At 29.2% G+C, this 18,715-nt stretch carries 18 protein-coding genes and 1 riboswitch; of the genes, 8 read left to right on the forward strand and 10 right to left on the reverse strand.

Features of this window, described 5'->3' with window-relative positions:
• The first annotated feature begins 10 nt into the window (after positions 1-10).
• Both CLFE_RS23460 and CLFE_RS23465 read left to right on the forward strand, forming a co-directional pair.
• Entirely contained in the window at positions 11-781 is a 771-nt protein-coding gene (locus CLFE_RS23460; RefSeq protein ID WP_077893231.1) for a glycosyltransferase family 2 protein, read from the forward strand.
• Positions 782-1,007: 226 nt separating this feature from the next.
• The gene (locus CLFE_RS23465; protein ID WP_077893059.1) at positions 1,008-1,949 is read left to right on the forward strand and encodes an AEC family transporter; all 942 of its coding nucleotides are present in this window, start codon (positions 1,008-1,010) and stop codon (positions 1,947-1,949) included.
• Positions 1,950-1,954: 5 nt separating this feature from the next.
• Here the strand turns inward: CLFE_RS23465 and CLFE_RS23470 are convergent, their stop codons facing one another.
• Positions 1,955-2,860, reverse strand: coding sequence for an AEC family transporter (locus CLFE_RS23470; RefSeq protein ID WP_077851281.1), 906 nt, complete (start codon positions 2,858-2,860; stop codon positions 1,955-1,957).
• 122 nt (positions 2,861-2,982) lie between these two features.
• Here CLFE_RS23470 and CLFE_RS23475 point away from each other — a divergent pair, with 122 nt between their 5' ends.
• On the forward strand, positions 2,983-3,540 hold the full coding sequence (locus tag CLFE_RS23475) for a helix-turn-helix domain-containing protein (RefSeq protein ID WP_207651370.1): 558 nt from the start codon (positions 2,983-2,985) through the stop codon (positions 3,538-3,540).
• 60 nt (positions 3,541-3,600) lie between these two features.
• Here the strand turns inward: CLFE_RS23475 and CLFE_RS23480 are convergent, their stop codons facing one another.
• Positions 3,601-4,356: a ZIP family metal transporter gene (locus CLFE_RS23480; protein ID WP_077893057.1), complete on the reverse strand. Its 756-nt coding sequence runs from the start codon at positions 4,354-4,356 to the stop codon at positions 3,601-3,603.
• A 292-nt stretch (positions 4,357-4,648) separates the two neighbouring features.
• Here CLFE_RS23480 and CLFE_RS23485 point away from each other — a divergent pair, with 292 nt between their 5' ends.
• The 3 genes from CLFE_RS23485 (at position 4,649) to CLFE_RS23495 (ending at position 8,699) form a co-directional block, all read left to right on the forward strand.
• Positions 4,649-6,988, forward strand: a complete 2,340-nt coding sequence (locus tag CLFE_RS23485; RefSeq protein ID WP_077893230.1) for a heavy metal translocating P-type ATPase — start codon at positions 4,649-4,651, stop codon at positions 6,986-6,988.
• Between the two features lie 168 nt (positions 6,989-7,156).
• Complete coding sequence (locus CLFE_RS23490; RefSeq protein WP_077893056.1) at positions 7,157-8,005, forward strand: glycerophosphodiester phosphodiesterase family protein; 849 nt, start codon at positions 7,157-7,159, stop codon at positions 8,003-8,005.
• A 79-nt stretch (positions 8,006-8,084) separates the two neighbouring features.
• A complete protein-coding gene (locus tag CLFE_RS23495; RefSeq protein ID WP_169850920.1) occupies positions 8,085-8,699 on the forward strand; it encodes a LysE family translocator in 615 nt (204 codons plus the stop codon).
• On the opposite strand, the gene CLFE_RS23500 is transcribed toward CLFE_RS23495, so the two are convergent.
• Both CLFE_RS23500 and CLFE_RS23505 read right to left on the reverse strand, forming a co-directional pair.
• Positions 8,689-9,999, reverse strand: coding sequence for a sensor histidine kinase (locus tag CLFE_RS23500; RefSeq protein WP_077893054.1), 1,311 nt, complete (start codon positions 9,997-9,999; stop codon positions 8,689-8,691). The two genes, CLFE_RS23495 and CLFE_RS23500, sit on opposite strands and share 11 nt — an antisense overlap.
• A complete protein-coding gene (locus tag CLFE_RS23505) occupies positions 9,992-10,681 on the reverse strand; it encodes a response regulator transcription factor (RefSeq protein ID WP_077893053.1) in 690 nt (229 codons plus the stop codon). The genes CLFE_RS23500 and CLFE_RS23505 overlap by 8 nt, the downstream gene beginning before the upstream one ends.
• 161 nt (positions 10,682-10,842) lie before the next feature.
• On the opposite strand from CLFE_RS23505, the gene pssA reads away from it, so the two are divergent.
• Complete coding sequence (pssA, locus tag CLFE_RS23510) at positions 10,843-11,349, forward strand: CDP-diacylglycerol--serine O-phosphatidyltransferase (protein WP_077893052.1); 507 nt, start codon at positions 10,843-10,845, stop codon at positions 11,347-11,349.
• A gap of 65 nt (positions 11,350-11,414) precedes the next feature.
• Here the strand turns inward: pssA and CLFE_RS23515 are convergent, their stop codons facing one another.
• The 4 genes from CLFE_RS23515 to CLFE_RS23530 form a co-directional block, all read right to left on the reverse strand.
• Positions 11,415-12,602, reverse strand: a complete 1,188-nt coding sequence (locus CLFE_RS23515; RefSeq protein WP_139356143.1) for an iron-containing alcohol dehydrogenase — start codon at positions 12,600-12,602, stop codon at positions 11,415-11,417.
• A 36-nt stretch (positions 12,603-12,638) separates the two neighbouring features.
• Positions 12,639-12,968 (reverse strand): ArsR/SmtB family transcription factor, encoded by a 330-nt coding sequence (locus CLFE_RS23520; RefSeq protein WP_242950918.1) that lies wholly within the window; start codon positions 12,966-12,968, stop codon positions 12,639-12,641.
• A 180-nt stretch (positions 12,969-13,148) separates the two neighbouring features.
• A complete protein-coding gene (locus CLFE_RS23525) occupies positions 13,149-13,358 on the reverse strand; it encodes a hypothetical protein (protein ID WP_139356128.1) in 210 nt (69 codons plus the stop codon).
• Positions 13,359-13,896: 538 nt separating this feature from the next.
• Complete coding sequence (locus tag CLFE_RS23530) at positions 13,897-15,012, reverse strand: NAD(P)/FAD-dependent oxidoreductase (protein WP_077893050.1); 1,116 nt, start codon at positions 15,010-15,012, stop codon at positions 13,897-13,899.
• Between the two features lie 333 nt (positions 15,013-15,345).
• Here CLFE_RS23530 and CLFE_RS23535 point away from each other — a divergent pair, with 333 nt between their 5' ends.
• Complete coding sequence (locus CLFE_RS23535) at positions 15,346-16,644, forward strand: hypothetical protein (RefSeq protein WP_077835699.1); 1,299 nt, start codon at positions 15,346-15,348, stop codon at positions 16,642-16,644.
• A 241-nt stretch (positions 16,645-16,885) separates the two neighbouring features.
• Here the strand turns inward: CLFE_RS23535 and CLFE_RS23540 are convergent, their stop codons facing one another.
• Positions 16,886-17,575 carry a radical SAM protein gene (locus CLFE_RS23540; RefSeq protein ID WP_077893049.1) on the reverse strand — a complete coding sequence of 230 codons (690 nt, stop codon included), beginning with the start codon at positions 17,573-17,575 and terminating at the stop codon, positions 16,886-16,888.
• Positions 17,576-17,593: 18 nt separating this feature from the next.
• Entirely contained in the window at positions 17,594-18,301 is a 708-nt protein-coding gene (locus CLFE_RS23545; RefSeq protein WP_077893048.1) for a B3/B4 domain-containing protein, read from the reverse strand.
• Positions 18,302-18,357: 56 nt separating this feature from the next.
• Positions 18,358-18,451, reverse strand: a riboswitch (guanidine-I (ykkC/yxkD leader).
• Positions 18,452-18,715: the final 264 nt, after the last annotated feature.

An 18,715-nucleotide genomic window follows, 5' to 3' on the forward strand; every position in this document is an offset into this window, starting at 1 on the left:
GAGGTGTAAAATGAATTTGCATTTAGATGAATTATATTATCAAAAAAAACTTCAAACTTTGACTATTAGAAAAACTTTTTCATCTCACTTTAAGCCAGGAATAACTATAATAACTCCTACCAATAAACCTGATTTCATGAAGAATATAAGAAAAAATTTCACAAGATGCAGCTATCCTAAAGTAGAATTTATAATTATTTTAAACTCTGATTTATTAAATATAGAAATGTATAAGCGCTATTTTTCTGGCATACCAAATATAAAAATATATAAATTAGGTAAAAATACTTCTCTTGGAGAAAGCCTTAATTTTGGAATAGAACATTCAAATTATAATTATGTTGCCAAATTAGATGATGACGATTATTACGGAAAAAACTATATTGAAGACGCTATGAATATTTTTAATTATACAAATGCTGATATAGTAGGAAAGTCTTCACACTTTATATATTTTGAAAAAAACAAATTTTTAAATCTTTGGCATTCTGATCATGACAATCAATATGCTAAAGCCATAGCTGGTGCAACCTTTGTAATGAAAAAATATATATTTAAAAAGGTTAAATTTCATAATTTAAATAATGGTGAAGATTTAGATCTTCTACGTAAGTGCAATTCCTTAGGCTTTAGAATCTATTCTGGTGATATATTTAACTATGTATACAATAGACATATAGATATTCAAAATCACAGCTGGAAAATTAATAACTCTGATTTAATATCTAAAAGTAAATATATTACTACTACCGGTAGTTACCATTCCTTAGTATCCATATAAAATTCTAGAGAAATAGGAGTTATGATATTTATAAAAAAGCTTCATTTCAAAGATAATCTTTGAAATGAAGCTTTTTATAAATCATACTGATTATAAATTTGACATATAAAATATCAAGGTATATCCTTAATTATAGTTTTTTCTTTTATACTATATAAATTCAAAAATTCTTAGGAAAGTAAGCTTTTCCTATTTTAATATAAACTATTTTCTAAGGAGTTCTATAATGAAATTGTTTTTACAGATGCTAAACTTGCAGTTTGCTATGTTTGTTTTAATTTTAATTGGCATTATTGCAAAGAAAATTAAAATTGTAAGTGCTTCAGCACAAAAAAGTCTATCGGATTTATTAATTTATTTTATACTTCCCTGCAATATTATTGAATCCTTTCAGGGAAAACTCACACATAATTTAATGGCTAATTCTCTTATTTCCCTTGTAATTTCACTGATTATCCAGGTTCTCTCTATTGTTTTAGGACGAGTACTATTTTTTCGCTTTTCAGATAAAATGAAGCCTGTGATGAAATATGGACTTATATGTTCTAACTCCAGCTTTATTGGACTTCCTGTTATAAATAATGTTTATAATTCCATTGGAGTACTCTACGCTTCCATTTTTCAAATACCTATACGTATTACTATGTGGACTTCTGGTTTAGCCGAGTTTACTGGCAGAAAGGTTGATGAAAATGGCACGGTTCAGCCTATTTTCACAAAGAAAACAATTAAAAATTTGATGCTTCACCCATGTATTGTAGCTGTATTTTTGGGACTTGCTATTATGGTTTTTAATATTCCCTTACCAAAATTTATTAACAAAAGTATTGCTTTTATGAGCCAGTGTACAATTCCAATCTCTATGATTGTGATTGGATGTATTTTAGCAGAGTGTAAAATAAACCAGCTTTTTGATAAAGCAACCTTTTATTTTACTTTTATTCGTCTGCTAGCCTTTCCTTTGCTTATTTTTTTTGTATTAAAGCTTTTAAAAATAGATCCTCTTATTACCGGTGTGGCTACACTTCTAACTGGAATGCCTGCTGGAACTACCACTGCCATACTTGCTGATAAATATGGTTGTGATGCTGTTTTTGCATCTACCATTATTTTTACCTCAACTTTATTTTCAATTATTACTATACCTATTTTATGTGCACTATTTTAAGTGCTCTAGATTAAAGACATAATAATGGGTATAGTAACTACAGAAAGAATAGTAGTTAAAAAAGCACATTTTGAAGCAGAAGTTTTGTCACCATTGTACCTCTCTGCAAACACCCCTATTAAACTAGCTGTTGGCATTGCTACCATAACCACACATATATACAAAAGAGTTTTATCACAACCTAATAACTTTAATATAAAATAAACTAAAATTGGTGCAACTATAAGCTTTATAAGATTCAAATAATAAACATCTAGTCCTTTAAATACTTCTTTTAATTTAACATCTGCAAGCATAGACCCCACTATAAACATAGAAATTGGAGTTGTCATATTACCTATACTGCCCAAGGTTTTAAGTAATGGTATTGGAAGTTTAATTGAAAAAAGAAATATTATAACACCTATAAGAGTGCAGATAAGTGGTGGATTTAATAGGCTTTTTTTTATGCTTTTTAAATTACTTTCTCCTGTAAAAAGCATAATTCCATAAGTAAACATAAAAATATTAAAGGGAATTGTAAAAACTGCTGTATAGAACACTCCAATATTTCCAAATATACCTTGAACTATGGGAAAACCTACAAATCCACAATTTGAAAATATAGTTGCAAATTTAAATACATTTTTCTTTGACTTGCCAAACTTAAAATATAGAGGCTCACTTAAAATTATAAGAAAGATATGTATTCCTACAGAATAAAAAAATATCATAATAGCCTTCTTTAACATGTCCATTGAAAAATCAAAATTAAAGGAATAAATTATCATACATGGCAGAGTAAGACTCATTAGAATATTTGAGATTCCCTTATTCACTTCATCGGTAATTATTTTTCTTTTTCGTAAAACAACTCCTACTATCATCATCAGTGTTAATATAATTATTTGATTTATAATGTTCGTATTCAAAATACTTTCCTCCCTATATAATATTGACCTTATTATTTAATATGTTATAATACTTTCATAAATATATTATAGTATATAACGTACATTTTGTACAATATACCGCACAAAGAGAGGGGATTTTTTTGGAGGATCTAAATTTATTAGTTGCAAACAACCTAAAAAAAATTCGTAAAGAGAAAAAATTAAGCTTAGATAAGTTATCAGAATTAACGGGTATAAGTAAAAGCATGCTTGGTCAAATTGAAAGAGGCGAGTCAAATCCAACTATTACCACACTAAGCAAAATTGCATATGGCTTAAAAATTCAAATTACTACTCTTATAACCACAGCAAAAACTGACACTATACTCATGGATAAAAGTAGTATTTCCCCTCTATTGGAGGACAATGGGAAATATAGATTATATCCTTTTTTCCCTTACGAAGATGGGAGAGATTTCGAACTTTATACCTTAGAATTTGAAAAAGGAGGATCTTTAAGTACTGATGGTCATATAGAAGGTACCGAAGAATTTATAACCGTATTTCAAGGTGAAATTACTATAGAAATAGATAATGATAAAAAATATACAGTAAAAAAAGATAATTCTATTAGATTCAAGGCTGATAAACCACATACTTATTATAACTTAGGTGATGTACTTACTAAAGCAAACCTAATAGTTTACAGACACCCTTAATTTTAATATTTTACATAATTTAACACCTGTGAATTCATACTTCCACAAGTGCAAATAATTCTAATGGGTACATGCTACTATGAGCATACCAGCTACCATTCCTAATACATTGCCTATAGTTGACAGCCTTCCCTTCCAGGTATCCCTTGCACTTGGAAGGGTTTCTCTATATATTATGTATAGTATCATGCCCGCCGCAAAGGTAAGACTCATACATACCATCCCCTCAGATATTTTACTCACCACTCCTCCAAGTGCTGAACCTAGTCCCATAGGAATTGAAGTAAGCATAGCTATTATTATAGTTAAAATTGTTTTCACGTTTCCTTCTCTAAGAAAAATTCCAATTGCAAGCCCTTCAGGTATTCCATGAATTATTAAAGCCACACCTAAATGAAGACCTTTTACAGTGTTAGTTGCAAGTAAAGAACCTAAAGCAACTCCACTAGGTATATTATGTATTCCAATACCTATTGCCATCAAAATAGCTGCCTTGAGAAATCTAGTTTTATTATCCTTAGTACTTAGTTTACTATTATGAGCTAGGGTTCCGTCTAAAAATACTGACAAAGTAAGTCCAAGTAAAATTCCTATTATGGATATATAAATAGATCCTATTTCAAAAGCTTCTGGAAGTAAATCAAAACATACTATAGCAAGCATCAACCCTCCTACAAAGCCAATAATAGTACCTTTAGACCTGTTACCACTTTTCTTAATTAAAAAAGAAAAGAATATTCCCATAAATATGCCAATAGCCCCAGTAAGTAATCCTAATGCTCCTATAATTCCTTCTAAAAGAAAAAAACTTTCCATGTTAACTCCTTTTATAATCGATTTATATAATATGTATTATATAAATCTCTAAATAAGACTAAAATATTTATTGACACATTGGCTTCTTCGGGCATATAATGAACATATGAACAAGTATTCATATGTTCATATGTTTGAATAAAAATATAAAATTGAAAAATATAAATCTACGGATAAACTTATTCAAACACTAAAGGGAGGTATTTGAGTGGAAAAGATAATTAAAAACCCCAGCAAAGATCATGTAAAACCTATAAAAAAGTCTACTAAATCAAATAATGATAGTAATAATATGATAAAAAAAGAGTTTTCAATTGAAGGGCTAGATTGTGCTAATTGTGCTGCTAAAATAGAAAATAGATTAAACAAAGTTAAGGATATAGGTCATGCTAATGTGAATTTTGTCACAAAAACTTTAACTCTTGAAATAAACAATGCAAGCAGTACTCATAATGTAATATCCGAAGCTACTGCTTTGATAAAAAAAATAGAACCTGATGTTACAATATCAGAAAAAACTAGCAGCAAAAATACAAAAAAAGAATTCTCAATAGAAGGTCTTGACTGTGCTAATTGCGCTGCTAAAATAGAAAACAAATTAAATGAAACTAATGGCATAAGTTATGCTAATGTAAACTTTGTAACAAAAACCCTTACTATTGAAATTGATAAAACAAATAATGTATCAGCATTAGTAGCTAAAGTTACTGATATAATAAAAAAATTAGAGCCAGATGTTACTATTACTGAAATAAAAGAAGATATTCATGTCCATAATCATACACATGGTGAAAATACTAAAAAAGAAATAATAAGGTTTGGCATTGGTGCAGCCATTTTTGCACTAGCAGGTCTCATAAATTTTTCAGATTATATAAAATTAGCACTATATATAATAAGTTATGTCATTGTGGGTTATGAGGTAGTATTAAAATCTCTTAAAAACATTAAACGCGGTGAAGTCTTCGATGAAAATTTTCTTATGAGTATTGCAACAATAGGCGCCTTTGCTATTCATCAATATCCTGAAGCTGCAGCAGTTATGCTATTTTATCAGGTAGGTGAAATACTTCAAGGAATAGCTGTAAATCGCTCAAGGAAATCTATAACCTCACTTATGGATATAAGACCTGACTTTGCTAACTTAAAAATAAACAGTGAGCTAAAAAAAGTATCACCTGAAAAAGTATCTATAGGAGATATTATTGTAGTAAAGCCTGGTGAAAAAGTTCCCCTAGATGGAAAGGTAATCGAAGGAACTTCAATGATAGATACTTCCGCTTTAACAGGAGAAGCAGTACCAAGAAAAATAGAAGAAGGTTCTAGCATTTTAAGCGGAGTTATTAATAAAAATGGGCTACTTACCATAGAAGTAGAAAAAAGCTTTGGACAATCAACTATTTCAAAGATTCTCAATTTAGTTCAAAATGCAAGCAATAAAAAAGCTCCTACAGAAAACTTCATAACAAAATTTGCTAAATACTATACTCCTGTTGTTGTTTTTGGTGCTCTCGCTTTATCTGTTATACCACCTCTTGTTACAGGAGATAGCTTCTCAATATGGATTTATAGAGCACTATCCTTCTTGGTAGTCTCTTGTCCTTGTGCATTAGTAGTATCTATTCCTCTCGGCTTCTTTGGCGGAATAGGTGGAGCTTCAAAAAAAGGAATACTTGTTAAGGGCGGTAATTATCTTGAAGCCTTGAATAATGTTGATATAGTAGTATTTGATAAAACAGGTACCCTAACACGTGGAGTATTTAAGGTTACTGAAATTAAGCCAGAAAATAATATTAAAAATGATGAACTTTTAACCTATGCAGCTTTTGCAGAAAGTTATTCTAATCATCCAATAGCTACTTCTATATTAAATGCGTACGGAAAAGAAGTATCTAAGAATATGGTTTCAGATTATGAAGAAATATCCGGTTACGGTATTAAAGTAAGCTTAAATGGCAAAAAAGTTTTAGTAGGTAACTCAAAGCTCATGACAAAAGAAAATGTAGCCTACAATAATGTAGATACTATTGGCAGTGTAGTTCATGTGGCTGTGGAAAATAAATATGCTGGATATATAGTTATCTCTGATGAGATTAAAGAAGATTCAAAGGATGCAATAAAAAAATTAAAAAGTCTTGGAATTAAGAAAACAGTAATGCTAACAGGTGACAATAAGGCTGTTGGAAATAAAGTGTCACAAATGTTAGATTTGGACGAAGTTCACGCTGAATTACTTCCAGATCAAAAGGTTTATGAAATAGAACGTCTATTCAAGGAAAAATCAAAAAAAGGCAAATTAGTCTTTGTGGGTGATGGAATAAATGATGCTCCTGTTTTAGCCCGTGCAGACATTGGTATAGCCATGGGCGGTGTAGGCTCTGATGCTGCAATTGAAGCTGCTGATGTAGTTATAATGACTGATGAACCTTCAAAAATTGCTTCTGCTATAAAAATAGCTAAGAGAACAAGAAGCATTGTTATGCAAAATATAATCTTTGCACTAGCTATAAAAGCTGTATTATTAGTTCTTGTAGCTATCGGTGTAGGAACTATGTGGGAAGCAGTATTTGGTGATGTTGGAGTAACCCTAATTGCTGTGTTAAACTCCATGCGGGCTATGAAAAGTGAATAAAATAAGTTAAAGATAGAACTCTATTTTAAAAATGGAGTTCTATTTTATTTATCATAAATAGCCTTACGTCAAATCTTAAGATATTTTAAGATTTGACGTAAGATTATTTTAAGATATATGCATTAAAATATTATTAATGAAATTATTTAATGCAAAAGGTGGTACAAGATGTTCTCTAAAAAATTTAAATTTATATCTGTAATTATATCAATAATTGTTTTGCTTTCTTTATACAATAAGATTTGTTCCCATGAAAACACCTCTTATAATAATATTTATTTAACTTCAAATGTACATGCTACAAAGATAATTGCACATAGAGCAAACTATTTTAATGAACCTGAAAATTCTATATTAGGCATAAAGGACTGTATTAATTACAAGGTTGACTATGCTGAAATTGATGTTCAAGAAACTAAGGATGGCGTAGTTGTATTAATGCATGATAAGAATTTAAGAAGACTTACTGGTTTAAATAAAAATGTAGATGAATTAACCTATAAAAAACTTAAAAGCTTAAACTTGCGTCGTCATTTTTTCAGATCTACAACAGAAAAAATTCCAACCTTGCAACAGGCTATAAATCAATCCAGGGGAAAATTAAATTTAATAATAGAGATTAAACCCTATGGTAATACTGACGACTTGCTTAAAAAAGTAGTTATAATCATGGAAAAAAATCATATAACCAAGGGCTCTATGATTCATTCTTGCGATTATAGTATTTTAGAAAAGGTAAGAAAATTAGATCCTAATATATCAACAGGTTACATATTAAGTTCTCCTTTTACAAATATATCTTATATGAACGTGAATTTTTTTAGCGTAAGAAAAAACTTACTCAGTCCTAGATTAGTGAAAATTCTTCATAAATCTAAAAAACAAATTTTTGTTTGGACTTTAGATAATAAAAAAGCTATGATAAAAGCTTCTAGTCTCCATGTAGATGGTATTATAACTGATACTCCTGATTTACTAAAAGATACTCTCAAAAAACCAGATAAGGAATTTATATAACAATATTTTAAAAGCTATTTATAGTATATTTTTTAAATTTCACAATAATATGTTCTTAATTTATCGGGGAGTGAAGTTAATGTTACACATATTTTTTAAAGGACTCATTACAGGCTTAATAATTGGAATGCCGCTGGGTCCAATTGGTGCTATATGTTTAAAACTAGCACTTACAAGAGGGGTTTCCTTTGGTTTCGCCGCAGGCTTAGGCTCCTGCCTTGTAGATTCAGTTTACGTATTAGTAGGCAGTACAGGCATTACTTTTGTCTACAAATTTTTCAATCTACATAGGCACTCCTTTAAGCTATTTGGCGGCATACTGCTATTAATGTTTGGAGTCAAATTCATTTTATCCAAAAAGGAAGCTAGCACAAAAATTTCAAATGGTAAAACCCTTTTAAAATCATTTCTATCTACCTTTATAATTGCATTAGCAAACCCAACAGCAATATTTTCAACTATTTTTATATTTACTAGCTTCGGCACTAAACACCTTAATACTATATTTTCAAAACTCACTTTAATCTTAGGAGTTTTTTGTGGCAGCCTTTTATGGATTATTATGATAATTATGTCCACTAAAAAATTCAACAAAAGTATGACTTCTCATAAGATTTCTATTATAAACAAAGCTGTAGGCATACTAATTATGGGCTTTGGTATAGTCTTTGTTATTAGCAGCTTCAAGTTATAGGTAAACTAATCTTAACTAAAAAAATATTCTCCACACTTTTACTTATAACCTTTCCATTATGCTGCTTAATAATCTTCTTGCAGGTTTTTAGTCCTATACCTGTGCTATTTACACCTTTTAAATTGCTATTTATTTTGTTTTCAATACAAATAAATAGTTTGCTAGCCTCTATATAATATAGAACTTTAATAGACTCTGATTTATCTGCGTATTTTGATATATTAGAAAAAATATTATCAAAAACTCTACGTATAGAAATTAAATTCACTCTTAACTTGAAAGGTTCATTGCAAGCCTTAAATTTAAAATTAAAGCCAGCATCTTCTAGTATAAAAATCTGTTCACTTAGAAGCTGATCTAAAAGTTCATTTCCATTAAAGCTTTCCAGCTCTATATTATCATCAGCAGTATTAAAAACTATAAAGTATTCAAATAACTTATCAGAAAGACACTTAATTTGGTATGCTTTTTCTCTACTATTGTGAATATACTGCTTTAGATTTTCCTCAGTCTTATATTTTTTATATTCTATAATATCCAAATATCCCACTAAAGCTGTAAGCGGAGTTCTCAAATCATGTGACATTGCCGTTATTAACTCTGTGTTAGCTAACCTTGCCTTTTCTTCACTCTCTAATTTTTCAACAAAGGATTTTCTCATTTCGTTAATGCCTTGTGCTAAAGAAAAAAGCTCGTCATTTCCTTTAATGGTAATCTCATAATCTAAATTACCACCCTCTAATATTTTCAATTCCCTTTCAAGTTTTTTTATGTACCTTGTCTTTCTTCTTATGAAAAACACCATAATTACAACAAAACATAAGAATGAAACAGTAACATTAATTAAACTAGTAATTGAATAATATTTATACTGAAAAAAACATTCTAAATAAACTTTCCCCACTTCATCACTAAATTTAATATTATAAAGTTCCTTGTCTAAAACAACCACTGGACTTTGTGAAGGAGTGTACTCATCTACATCGTCCATGTTATGGTCATAAATTAATTTATTGTCTTTATATATATATAAATTTACGTATTTCTTTTTATTAGCCCATTGACTTATCTTTTTTGTATCACCTATCTTAATGTGATTTTCTGATATATATTCTTTAAAATCGGTTAAGGTTTTCTTTTTTTGATTCTCTACAAAATAATTTTTATCAAAATAATTATCAAGTATATTATCACCTATATTCTCTAGCAAAACGAATATACTTAAAGCTACTACAAGTGAAAATATTATACTAATAATCAACTTTATCTCCAACCTGCTACATAAATGTTTTCTATTCAATCCTATACCCCTTTCCCCAAACTGTTTTTATATATTTAGGCTCTTGAGGATTTTTTTCTAGCTTACGTCTTAAATTTCTTATGTGCACCATAATGGTATTATTACAAGAATAAAAATAAGGTTCTTCCCATACACTTTCATATAAATTCTGTGCCGAAAATACCTTTTTAGGGTTATGTGCCATCAAAAGCAATATTTTATATTCAGTTTCTGTAAGTACAATTTCTTTATCATCCACTAATACCTCATTGGAAGTTGTTTTTATTATTAATCCATCTATATTAATATCCTCACTAAAGGAAACTGTCTCTTTTCCTTTATATACGTAGTACCTTCTTAAAAGTGCTTTAACTCTTGATACAAGTTCTGTATAAGAAAATGGTTTTGATAAATAATCATCACAGCCAGAAGAAAAGCCTATGTATTTATCTGAATCCTGTGTTTTAGCCGTTAAGAGTAAAATAGGTGCTTTTGTTTTTTCTCGAATTTCCACACATGCCTTAAAACCGGATTTTATAGGCATCATTACATCAAGTATAATCAAATCTATAGTATCATCCACTTTAATTACAGCATCTTCACCGTCCACTGCTTCTATTACGTTATAACCTTCACTGTTTAATAGCACACATACTATTTCTCTTATCTCTTTATTATCATCAGCTATCAAAATATTCTGCATATATCCTTCCTCCATTTCACTATTAGTATATAATGCAATATAACCAAAATCTATATGCTTTCAGCTTACTTAAGATTTATTAAGATTTACAATAGAAAAATCTTAAGATGTAACCAATACAATATTAACTATCATAAAGAACTAATTAGAGGAGTGCTTACATGTTAAAAGTCTACATACCCAACTTGCTTACCTTTATTAATTTATCCTTAGGGATTATCTCAATAGTTGAAACCTTCCATAAAAATTATTTTGTGGCTGCTGCATTAGTAATTATAGCAGCTATAATAGATAGATACGATGGTAAAGTTGCTAGATTGTTAAATGCCTCTAGTGAACTTGGAAAAGAATTGGATTCGCTATCAGATTTAATTTCCTTTGGCATAGCTCCTGCTTTATTAATATTTACTAAATATCAGTATATTAGTACAATTGGTATTTGTATTTCTCTTATATATATAATAAGTGGAAGTTATAGATTGGCAAAATATAATTTGAGTAAGTTTAATGGAGTTTTTAATGGAATTCCAATAACAATTTCAGGTTTAGTTATTACCTTATTTACCTTAGCTGTACCTAGTAATCATGCTTCTTTTATTCTTTCAAATATCTTAACACTTATTTTTGCGTATCTTATGATTTCGGAGTTTAAATTCAAAAAAATATAACTGCATATCACATATAAAAGTAAAAGCCTTACTTGCAATTTAAAACAAGAAGGCTTTTACTTAATTTATAAACGTTCTATAACCTTTTTAAAATCCTCTTTATCCCATATAACTGGCACAGGGTAAGCTGGATTTGCTTCTTTTATGGCTCTACTTATAATCTCCGGAATATCTTTCTTTTTTACAACATTTAAGGTTTCAGGTATTTCCATGTGTTTATTGATTTCTCTAATTTTAAGAATAAAATTTTGGGCTTTTTCTTTTTCTGTTCCTCCAGTAATATTAACAGCCTCACCAAGCTCTGACAATTCCTTATAAATAGCAGTGCCATAAGCTTCAAGCACAACAGGTAATATAACAGAATTTGCCATACCATGAGCTACTTTATAAAGTCCTCCTATAGCATGAGCAATTGCATGAACATAACCCACATACGCTCTAGTAAAAGCCACTCCAGCATAATAAGAAGCTTTTAACATTTCATCACGAACCTTTAAATTACTTCCATCATCATATGCCTTTGTAAGGTTTTCTAATATCATTTTTACAGCACGAAGAGCATACTCTTTAGATTCCTTAGAACCATACTTATTAATATAAGCTTCTACTGCATGTGTAAGGGCATCCATACCTGTTATTGCAGTCATATGTTTAGGAAGTGCTACCGTTAACACTGGATCAAGCACTGCATATTCTGGCATTAAGCACAAATCAGCCACTGCATATTTTCTATGATCCTTGCTATCTGTTACAACTGCTGCTACTGTAGTTTCTGAGCCTGTACCTGCCGTAGTTGGTACAGTATAAAGAGGAGGCAATTTCTTTCTAATTTTTAAAAGTCCAGCCATGTCACTTACACTTTTATTTGGCCTTACTATTCTGGCACCAACAACCTTAGCACAGTCCATAACAGAACCTCCACCTACGGCTATTATTCCTTCACAATTTTCTCTTTTATATGCTTTAACTGCATCTTCAATACATTCAATAGTTGGATCTGGCTGTACATTACTATATATAAAATAAAGTATTCCTTCCTTTTCCATTGTACTAAACAATTCTTTTAAGCTTCCACGTTTAATAAAGCCAGCGCTAGTAACTATCATAACCTTTTTAAGTCCATCCTTTTTCACCTGCTCCGGAAGCTTTAGCAGACTACCCTCACCAGATATAAGCTTTGGCATACGCCAAGGAAGCAGCTTTTGAGCCTTACTAAATATAAATTGATTAGTGCGGTAATACATATTTTTAATTTCCACTCTGAAAATCCCCTTTCTCTACATACAAAATCACCTTAACGTGCATTTTTTTTCAATGGAGCTTGTTAACTTTTTTAAATTTTCTACTGCCCTTTTAAGAGTTAAAAAATAATAACTTTCTACGCCCTTGTTTACATTGTCAACTATTCCTGCTCCTTTTAAAACTTTAAGATGATGTGACACTGCTGGTCTAGATAAGTTAAGTCTTCCTGTTATATCATTTACAATTATACCTTCAGGAAATTCTGATAATATAAGTATGATTTTCTGTCTGTTTTCATCATTTAATACAGAAAATATAGGAAGACATTCTTTAAATACAGACATAATCTCTAAATTTGATTCTTTATTTAAAGCCATATCAAATCTCCTTATGTTTATTAGTTTAATCTTATAAACATATACTACCTCAGCATTTTTTTATTGTCAATATTTCCTAATATAAAAACTTCATTTCAATTATTAAACATTTTAAATAAGGATAGGAATTATATCTTATTCCTATCCTTATTTAAAATTTATATCCTATAAATCTTTTATTTATAAGTATCTATTATAAATCTGATCCCATGAACCAAAGCCGTTTTTTGCATAGTCTATTAAAACTCTGCCATCACTCGTCTTCTCCAATAAATCAGTTTTTCTATCTCCATCAAAATCTCCAGCTACACTTGTTACTGTTGCATTTGCTGAGTGTACATATGCCGCCTTAAATTGAGTATTAGGCAATGCTTGTACAACTAATGCCAATGAAATTAATGATAATATTTTAATTTTTTTCATTCAAAACATCCCTTTCCGATATCATTTATATCATAACACATTATTCATATTTTTCAAGTTTATTGATTATATAGGATATATTTGAAAATAATAATAACTAAATCTAACATAGTATTTATACAATCTAATTCTCAATTAAAAAATCTCACCACCTAGTAAAATAGCTAGTAGTGAGATTTTTTAGTACCAATCTAAATATTAATATTTAACCCTGATATACAATATTAAGGTTATGTATATACTTTTAATAATCACACTTAATGCTTTTAAAAATTTCATTTAGCATTAATTAACTATTATGCTTTAATTTAGTAAAATGCATTGTTTACATTAATAAGCGTTTGTGCATGAGTACTTATACGATAAATTTAAGACGAAAATGTGGGAAATAAAAAATTCATACATAGACAAAAGGATAACTATTATTCAAAAAAAGATTTCTTATTTGAGCTATCTAAATATCAAATAAGAAATCACTATAAAAAAAGATTACCAAAAGTCCATATTAAACTTTTGACTTCTTATAATTGTTCCAAAGTTTCATGGTTGGCGTTAAGGCTTTAAGTATCTCAAGATGGCTTTTATTACTTGCTATTTCATTAATTAATCTATCCATCAATTTGTTATCCAAATTTCTGACTATTAGATCTATATTATCATTATTTAAGTTCTCTAAAAGTCTTCTCAAAACAATTGAATTGTTGTAGTTCTCAAATAAAGGTTTTACAAACTCATCATATTTACCTAAATTACATAAATCATAGGCTGAATAAACACCTGTTAATACTGATGCAAATTGCCCAAAGCCAAGCCCAGGTGAAATTGTACCAAAGCAATTTCCAACGAAATATGTATTATCAATTATTGGCCTATCACATATTCCCATCATATAATTTGTAATCTCAAATTTATCAGTTATTCTAAAATTTTGATCTAAATCCTTGCAAGCTATACTATAAAAGGTTTCCCATACAGTATTTATATCTAACTTTATATTGTTTGGATAATCAGGATAAGCGATAACCAAATTAGCTTCTTTTTCTGTAAAAGGTATTAGCCAAGCGTAGCCTTTGGGTATTACATCATAATTAAACCAGACATGAGTAATATTCGTAAGAAATTCGCCTTCAACCGTAACCCCTTTTATAGTAGTGGTAAGGTCGCATCTATAATTACCTAGTTTAGTAGCATAAGCTCCATCTCCTGTTGCTAAGACTACACATTCAAATTCCTTACATAATTGTTCATACTCATAAGTAGAATTAAAGTTTATTTCAGCTTCTAATTGTTCTTCTAATTGACATTCATAAGAATTTTCATGTCGACCCCTAATATTAACATAACCTATAGGTCCATCAATGCTTCCAATTTCATTTTTAGAATGAAAAACTAGCTTTCTAATCATATCTGTAGGAGTTAATTTTATATCATAATTTTCTTTAAGGTACTGTAAATCATCTTTAATAGGTCTATTTAATATGCTAAAGGTAGCTTCTCCATTAACAAATCTATCTCCCACACGATTTCGCTTTTCGAAAATAGTTGGTTTAATTCCATGCCTTTCTAATGTTATAGCACAAGATAGACCAGACATTCCTGCGCCCATAATAGCAACTTCCACATAAAACACCTCCATATCATGTAGTTTTTATCTTTACAAGCTTTTTATACGACTATAATTAAATATATTTATAAAAATCTTATTCTTAACTAGAAAATCCCAATGTATAGTAAAATAGCTTGTGGTGATATCTTTTACTAACACCCCATATACTAGTATTTAACCCTAATACTAACCCTAATATATAATATAAAAGTTACATACGCCTACTAAAGACACGTCTATAACTTTTAAAAATTTTATTAAATGAAAATTATTATTTTACTTAACATTAATTCTGTTTTATGTTATAATTTAGTAAAGGAAATTACTTACACTAAGGAGAGTTTGAACATGAGTACTTATGAGATAATATCAGTAGGAACCAAACTTAAAAATTTAAGACGAAAATATAGACTAAACCAAGACGATCTTGCAGGAAACGAAATCACAAGAAACCTCATAAGTCAAATTGAGCATGGCAAAGCAAGGCTTACAAAGCACGCTGCTGAAATAATGTTCAAAAACTTAAAAGAAATTTGCTCAGAAAAAAATATAGAAATTGATGAAAATATCGAATATCTACTGGAGGACGAACAGTCTCAGGCAAATAAAATCCTTGAAAAATACATAGAGGAGCTTAAAGTTTTAAGTGTTTATAAAGATGATAGTTTCAATAACAAATTAGCAGAAATAGAAAATTTCCTAATAAAATGGAACTTAAATGATAAAAAAACATATATCTTTGAGTTAGCTGGAGATTACTTTGTCAGCATAAGTGATTATTATAAAAGCTCTTTATACTATGAAAAAGCTAGAGCTCTGATAGATATGTACAGCAAAGACTCTATTGGTCTTTTCAGAAAATTATCAATGGTTTACTTTTACATGGGCAACTTTAATCAAAATGTGAAGTGCTGCGAATTTGTATTAAATTGGTTTACAGATATAAGTGATGAATATCGCTGTATTTTCTTATTCAATAGTGCTTTATGCTATACAGAATTAAAAGACTATGAAAGAGCTATTGAAAATTTCACAAAAATCGAACCAATGTTAAAGGATACAAATAAAAGCAAATATTGTGATATACTTTTACAAAAAGCTATTTGCTTTCATTGTTTAGGAGACTATAAAAAAAGCCTTGAAATAAATAGTAAGCTTTTAGAACTTTTAAATGATGATGTTAGTGAGCAGCGTATATTAGTTTTAATAAATATGTCTGAAACATATCAAAAATTAAATGATGCTAAAAAAGTTGAAGAATACCTTAACATTATAAGAACTAACGTGAATAAAATATCAAGTACTTCAAAGCATCTTTCTACTATATATTTTGATATGGGAAAGCAGTACAAATGGTTAAAGGATTCTACAAATGCAGAAAAATACTGTCTTCAATCACTAGAAATCGCAAAAAAATACACACACCAATTTTTGATAAGCGATATAATTCTTGAATTAATCGATATATACTTTGAAGATGGAAATGCTGAAAAAATTACAGAAATGAAAAATGAATTTTTTATACTTTCCGCTCAAGAAAATAAAATGAATCCAAAAATCTTAGTAAAACTAGTATATTGTTATGCAAAATTACAAGATTTACACTCTATAGAAGATGTGTATTCTTATAGTCATAAATTTAATTAATGGGAGTGGTTATTATGTTTACAAAAAAAACGAAAATGATGTTTTTAGTATTATTTCTAGGAGTTTTATTCTTTACAGTAAAATTTAACGCTGCAGATCTTTTATCATATTCACCAGCTTTTCCTTGGTAAAAGCTTCTTGGTGTTATCTTACGGTTTGATAACGTTATCTTAACTTACAAAAAAAGTACTTACTGCATTTTATTTGTAGTAAGTACTTTTTCTTTTAAAAACACTATGTATTAATTATTTAATAGGAGCTTTGAAATCTCCTCAAATCTTTCGTCGCTTATGCCAAGCTTTTTCTTAAATCTTTCATCCTCCATTCTTGCTATAATTATTTTGTCAGGTGATATTTTTCTGATAACCTTCTTTATCTTATTTATTGATTCTTCATCATCGTTATACCCTTTAATTATAGTAATTTCAAATATAAATTTCCCTTCGTATTGTTTATTAAAAGCTGCCATATTGGAAATGTATTTTTCTAAGGTATATCCTTCAATAGGCCTTTGTACTTTTTGGAAGGCTTCTTCTGTAATTAATTTTATCTCTCCAACAATTTCATCACATTTATTCGCAATTTTTCTATATTCATCCCTACCTAATATATATCCATTGGAAAGTAATCTCACAGCTGCCCCCTTGCCTTTTATAAAATCAACAATATCTCCAATCCTATCATTTACTAAAGCTTCTCCCTTTGAGTTAATAAAAACTAATTCCGCCTTTGTACTTTCCATAGTTTTTCCTAGTTCAATCAATGAACCATCTATATTATCAAAGGATCTTTGAGTATCCACCTTATTTTTTGATCTTCCAATAGCACAAAATATACAGTCAAAGTTGCAGTACTTTTCTTTAAGTATATTAATCTCTAGTACCCTTTTTCCTTCTTCAATATAAACATCTTTATAACTAAAATTACCCACACACTTATCCTCCTAAAATTACTCTATAATTACTTCTTTATTGTTAACATCGAGAATTGAAACTTTACACGTTCCTCCTAAATTACTCTGTACCAAATTTGATAAATCCTCTAAAGCCATTTCAAATTGTTTTACTCTGTTTTCATCAATTAATTCCATACATAAAAAAGCATTCTCTGTTCCTTCTGTGAGCATGGTTCTTACTGCTTCACGCCAATTTAAGCATCTACAAATAGCTCCTTTATCATCTCTATATACTATTTCACCTTCATTGGGAGGTTCACTTTTATCTGTTCCTAAGGTAATAAAATTCTCATCTCCAACTGCTTTTGTCAATCTTATATCTTTAGAAAATGTATCAGTATCCTCACCACCACAAGGCAAAGCGTACCTTAGAGAAATGGAATTGTATATATCAACTAAAGGATTAATACTTCTTATATGATTTCCATTGTAAGCTCTCTTTAATAATGCTTCAATAGATGATCTTGCGCCTTTCTTTGTTTTAAATTTCTTAAAAGCTTCTCTCCATACTTTTATTACTTCATTTTTACTAAATTCTTCATTCCCTAAATATTTTAAAGCTTCCTTTTCTGCTTCAAAAAGCATTTTTTCATACTTCTCTTCAGCTTTTATAGTGTTGTCTATATCTCTGCAAACAACAACTCCAATTCTTGCTCTAGGAAATATATTCCAAAAACTATCCTCAATTACAAACTTTTTCATCAAAAGCCCTCCTCAATATATAAAAAATAAAAAAGCCTAGGAAATATTATTTAAATATCTCCCAGGCTTTTATCCTTCCGTGTACACAGTAAACTGTGGGTTTTCTCTCGGACCTGCCAGCAGTACTGCGGAACCCTAGAAAACTCTAATTATTCAAGTTTAAAATTATAGACCAATTTTAGCACAATATTAATCCTAAATCAACTATTTATATAATACTTCTTAGTAGTTTCCACCTGCTCTTTTTACTGCATTATTTTAATTTTTCTAAGCTAATATCACTAAATGATATTGATATTTAACCCTAATATTAACCTCAGTATTAATTCTAATATTATGCATTAGGGTTAATAATTATTTCCATCTAAAATTTCATCGTCCACTATAATATCATTGAGGATAAACTCCCTACTA

This window comes from Clostridium felsineum DSM 794, from assembly GCF_002006355.2.
Taxonomy (GTDB): Bacteria; Bacillota; Clostridia; order Clostridiales; family Clostridiaceae; genus Clostridium_S; species Clostridium_S felsineum.

Excerpts from the sequence above, each read along its gene's own strand:
- CLFE_RS23460 (WP_077893231.1), top strand. The coding sequence starts at position 11 with ATGAATTTGCATTTAGATGAATTATATTATCAAAAAAAACTTCAAACT.
- CLFE_RS23465 (WP_077893059.1), top strand. The coding sequence starts at position 1,008 with ATGAAATTGTTTTTACAGATGCTAAACTTGCAGTTTGCTATGTTTGTT.
- CLFE_RS23480 (WP_077893057.1), bottom strand. The coding sequence starts at position 4,356 with ATGGAAAGTTTTTTTCTTTTAGAAGGAATTATAGGAGCATTAGGATTA.
- CLFE_RS23485 (WP_077893230.1), top strand. The coding sequence starts at position 4,649 with ATGATAAAAAAAGAGTTTTCAATTGAAGGGCTAGATTGTGCTAATTGT.
- CLFE_RS23490 (WP_077893056.1), top strand. The coding sequence starts at position 7,157 with ATGTTCTCTAAAAAATTTAAATTTATATCTGTAATTATATCAATAATT.
- CLFE_RS23495 (WP_169850920.1), top strand. The coding sequence starts at position 8,085 with ATGTTACACATATTTTTTAAAGGACTCATTACAGGCTTAATAATTGGA.
- CLFE_RS23505 (WP_077893053.1), bottom strand. The coding sequence starts at position 10,681 with ATGCAGAATATTTTGATAGCTGATGATAATAAAGAGATAAGAGAAATA.
- pssA (WP_077893052.1), top strand. The coding sequence starts at position 10,843 with ATGTTAAAAGTCTACATACCCAACTTGCTTACCTTTATTAATTTATCC.
- CLFE_RS23520 (WP_242950918.1), bottom strand. The coding sequence starts at position 12,968 with ATGGCTTTAAATAAAGAATCAAATTTAGAGATTATGTCTGTATTTAAA.
- CLFE_RS23535 (WP_077835699.1), top strand. The coding sequence starts at position 15,346 with ATGAGTACTTATGAGATAATATCAGTAGGAACCAAACTTAAAAATTTA.
- CLFE_RS23545 (WP_077893048.1), bottom strand. The coding sequence starts at position 18,301 with ATGAAAAAGTTTGTAATTGAGGATAGTTTTTGGAATATATTTCCTAGA.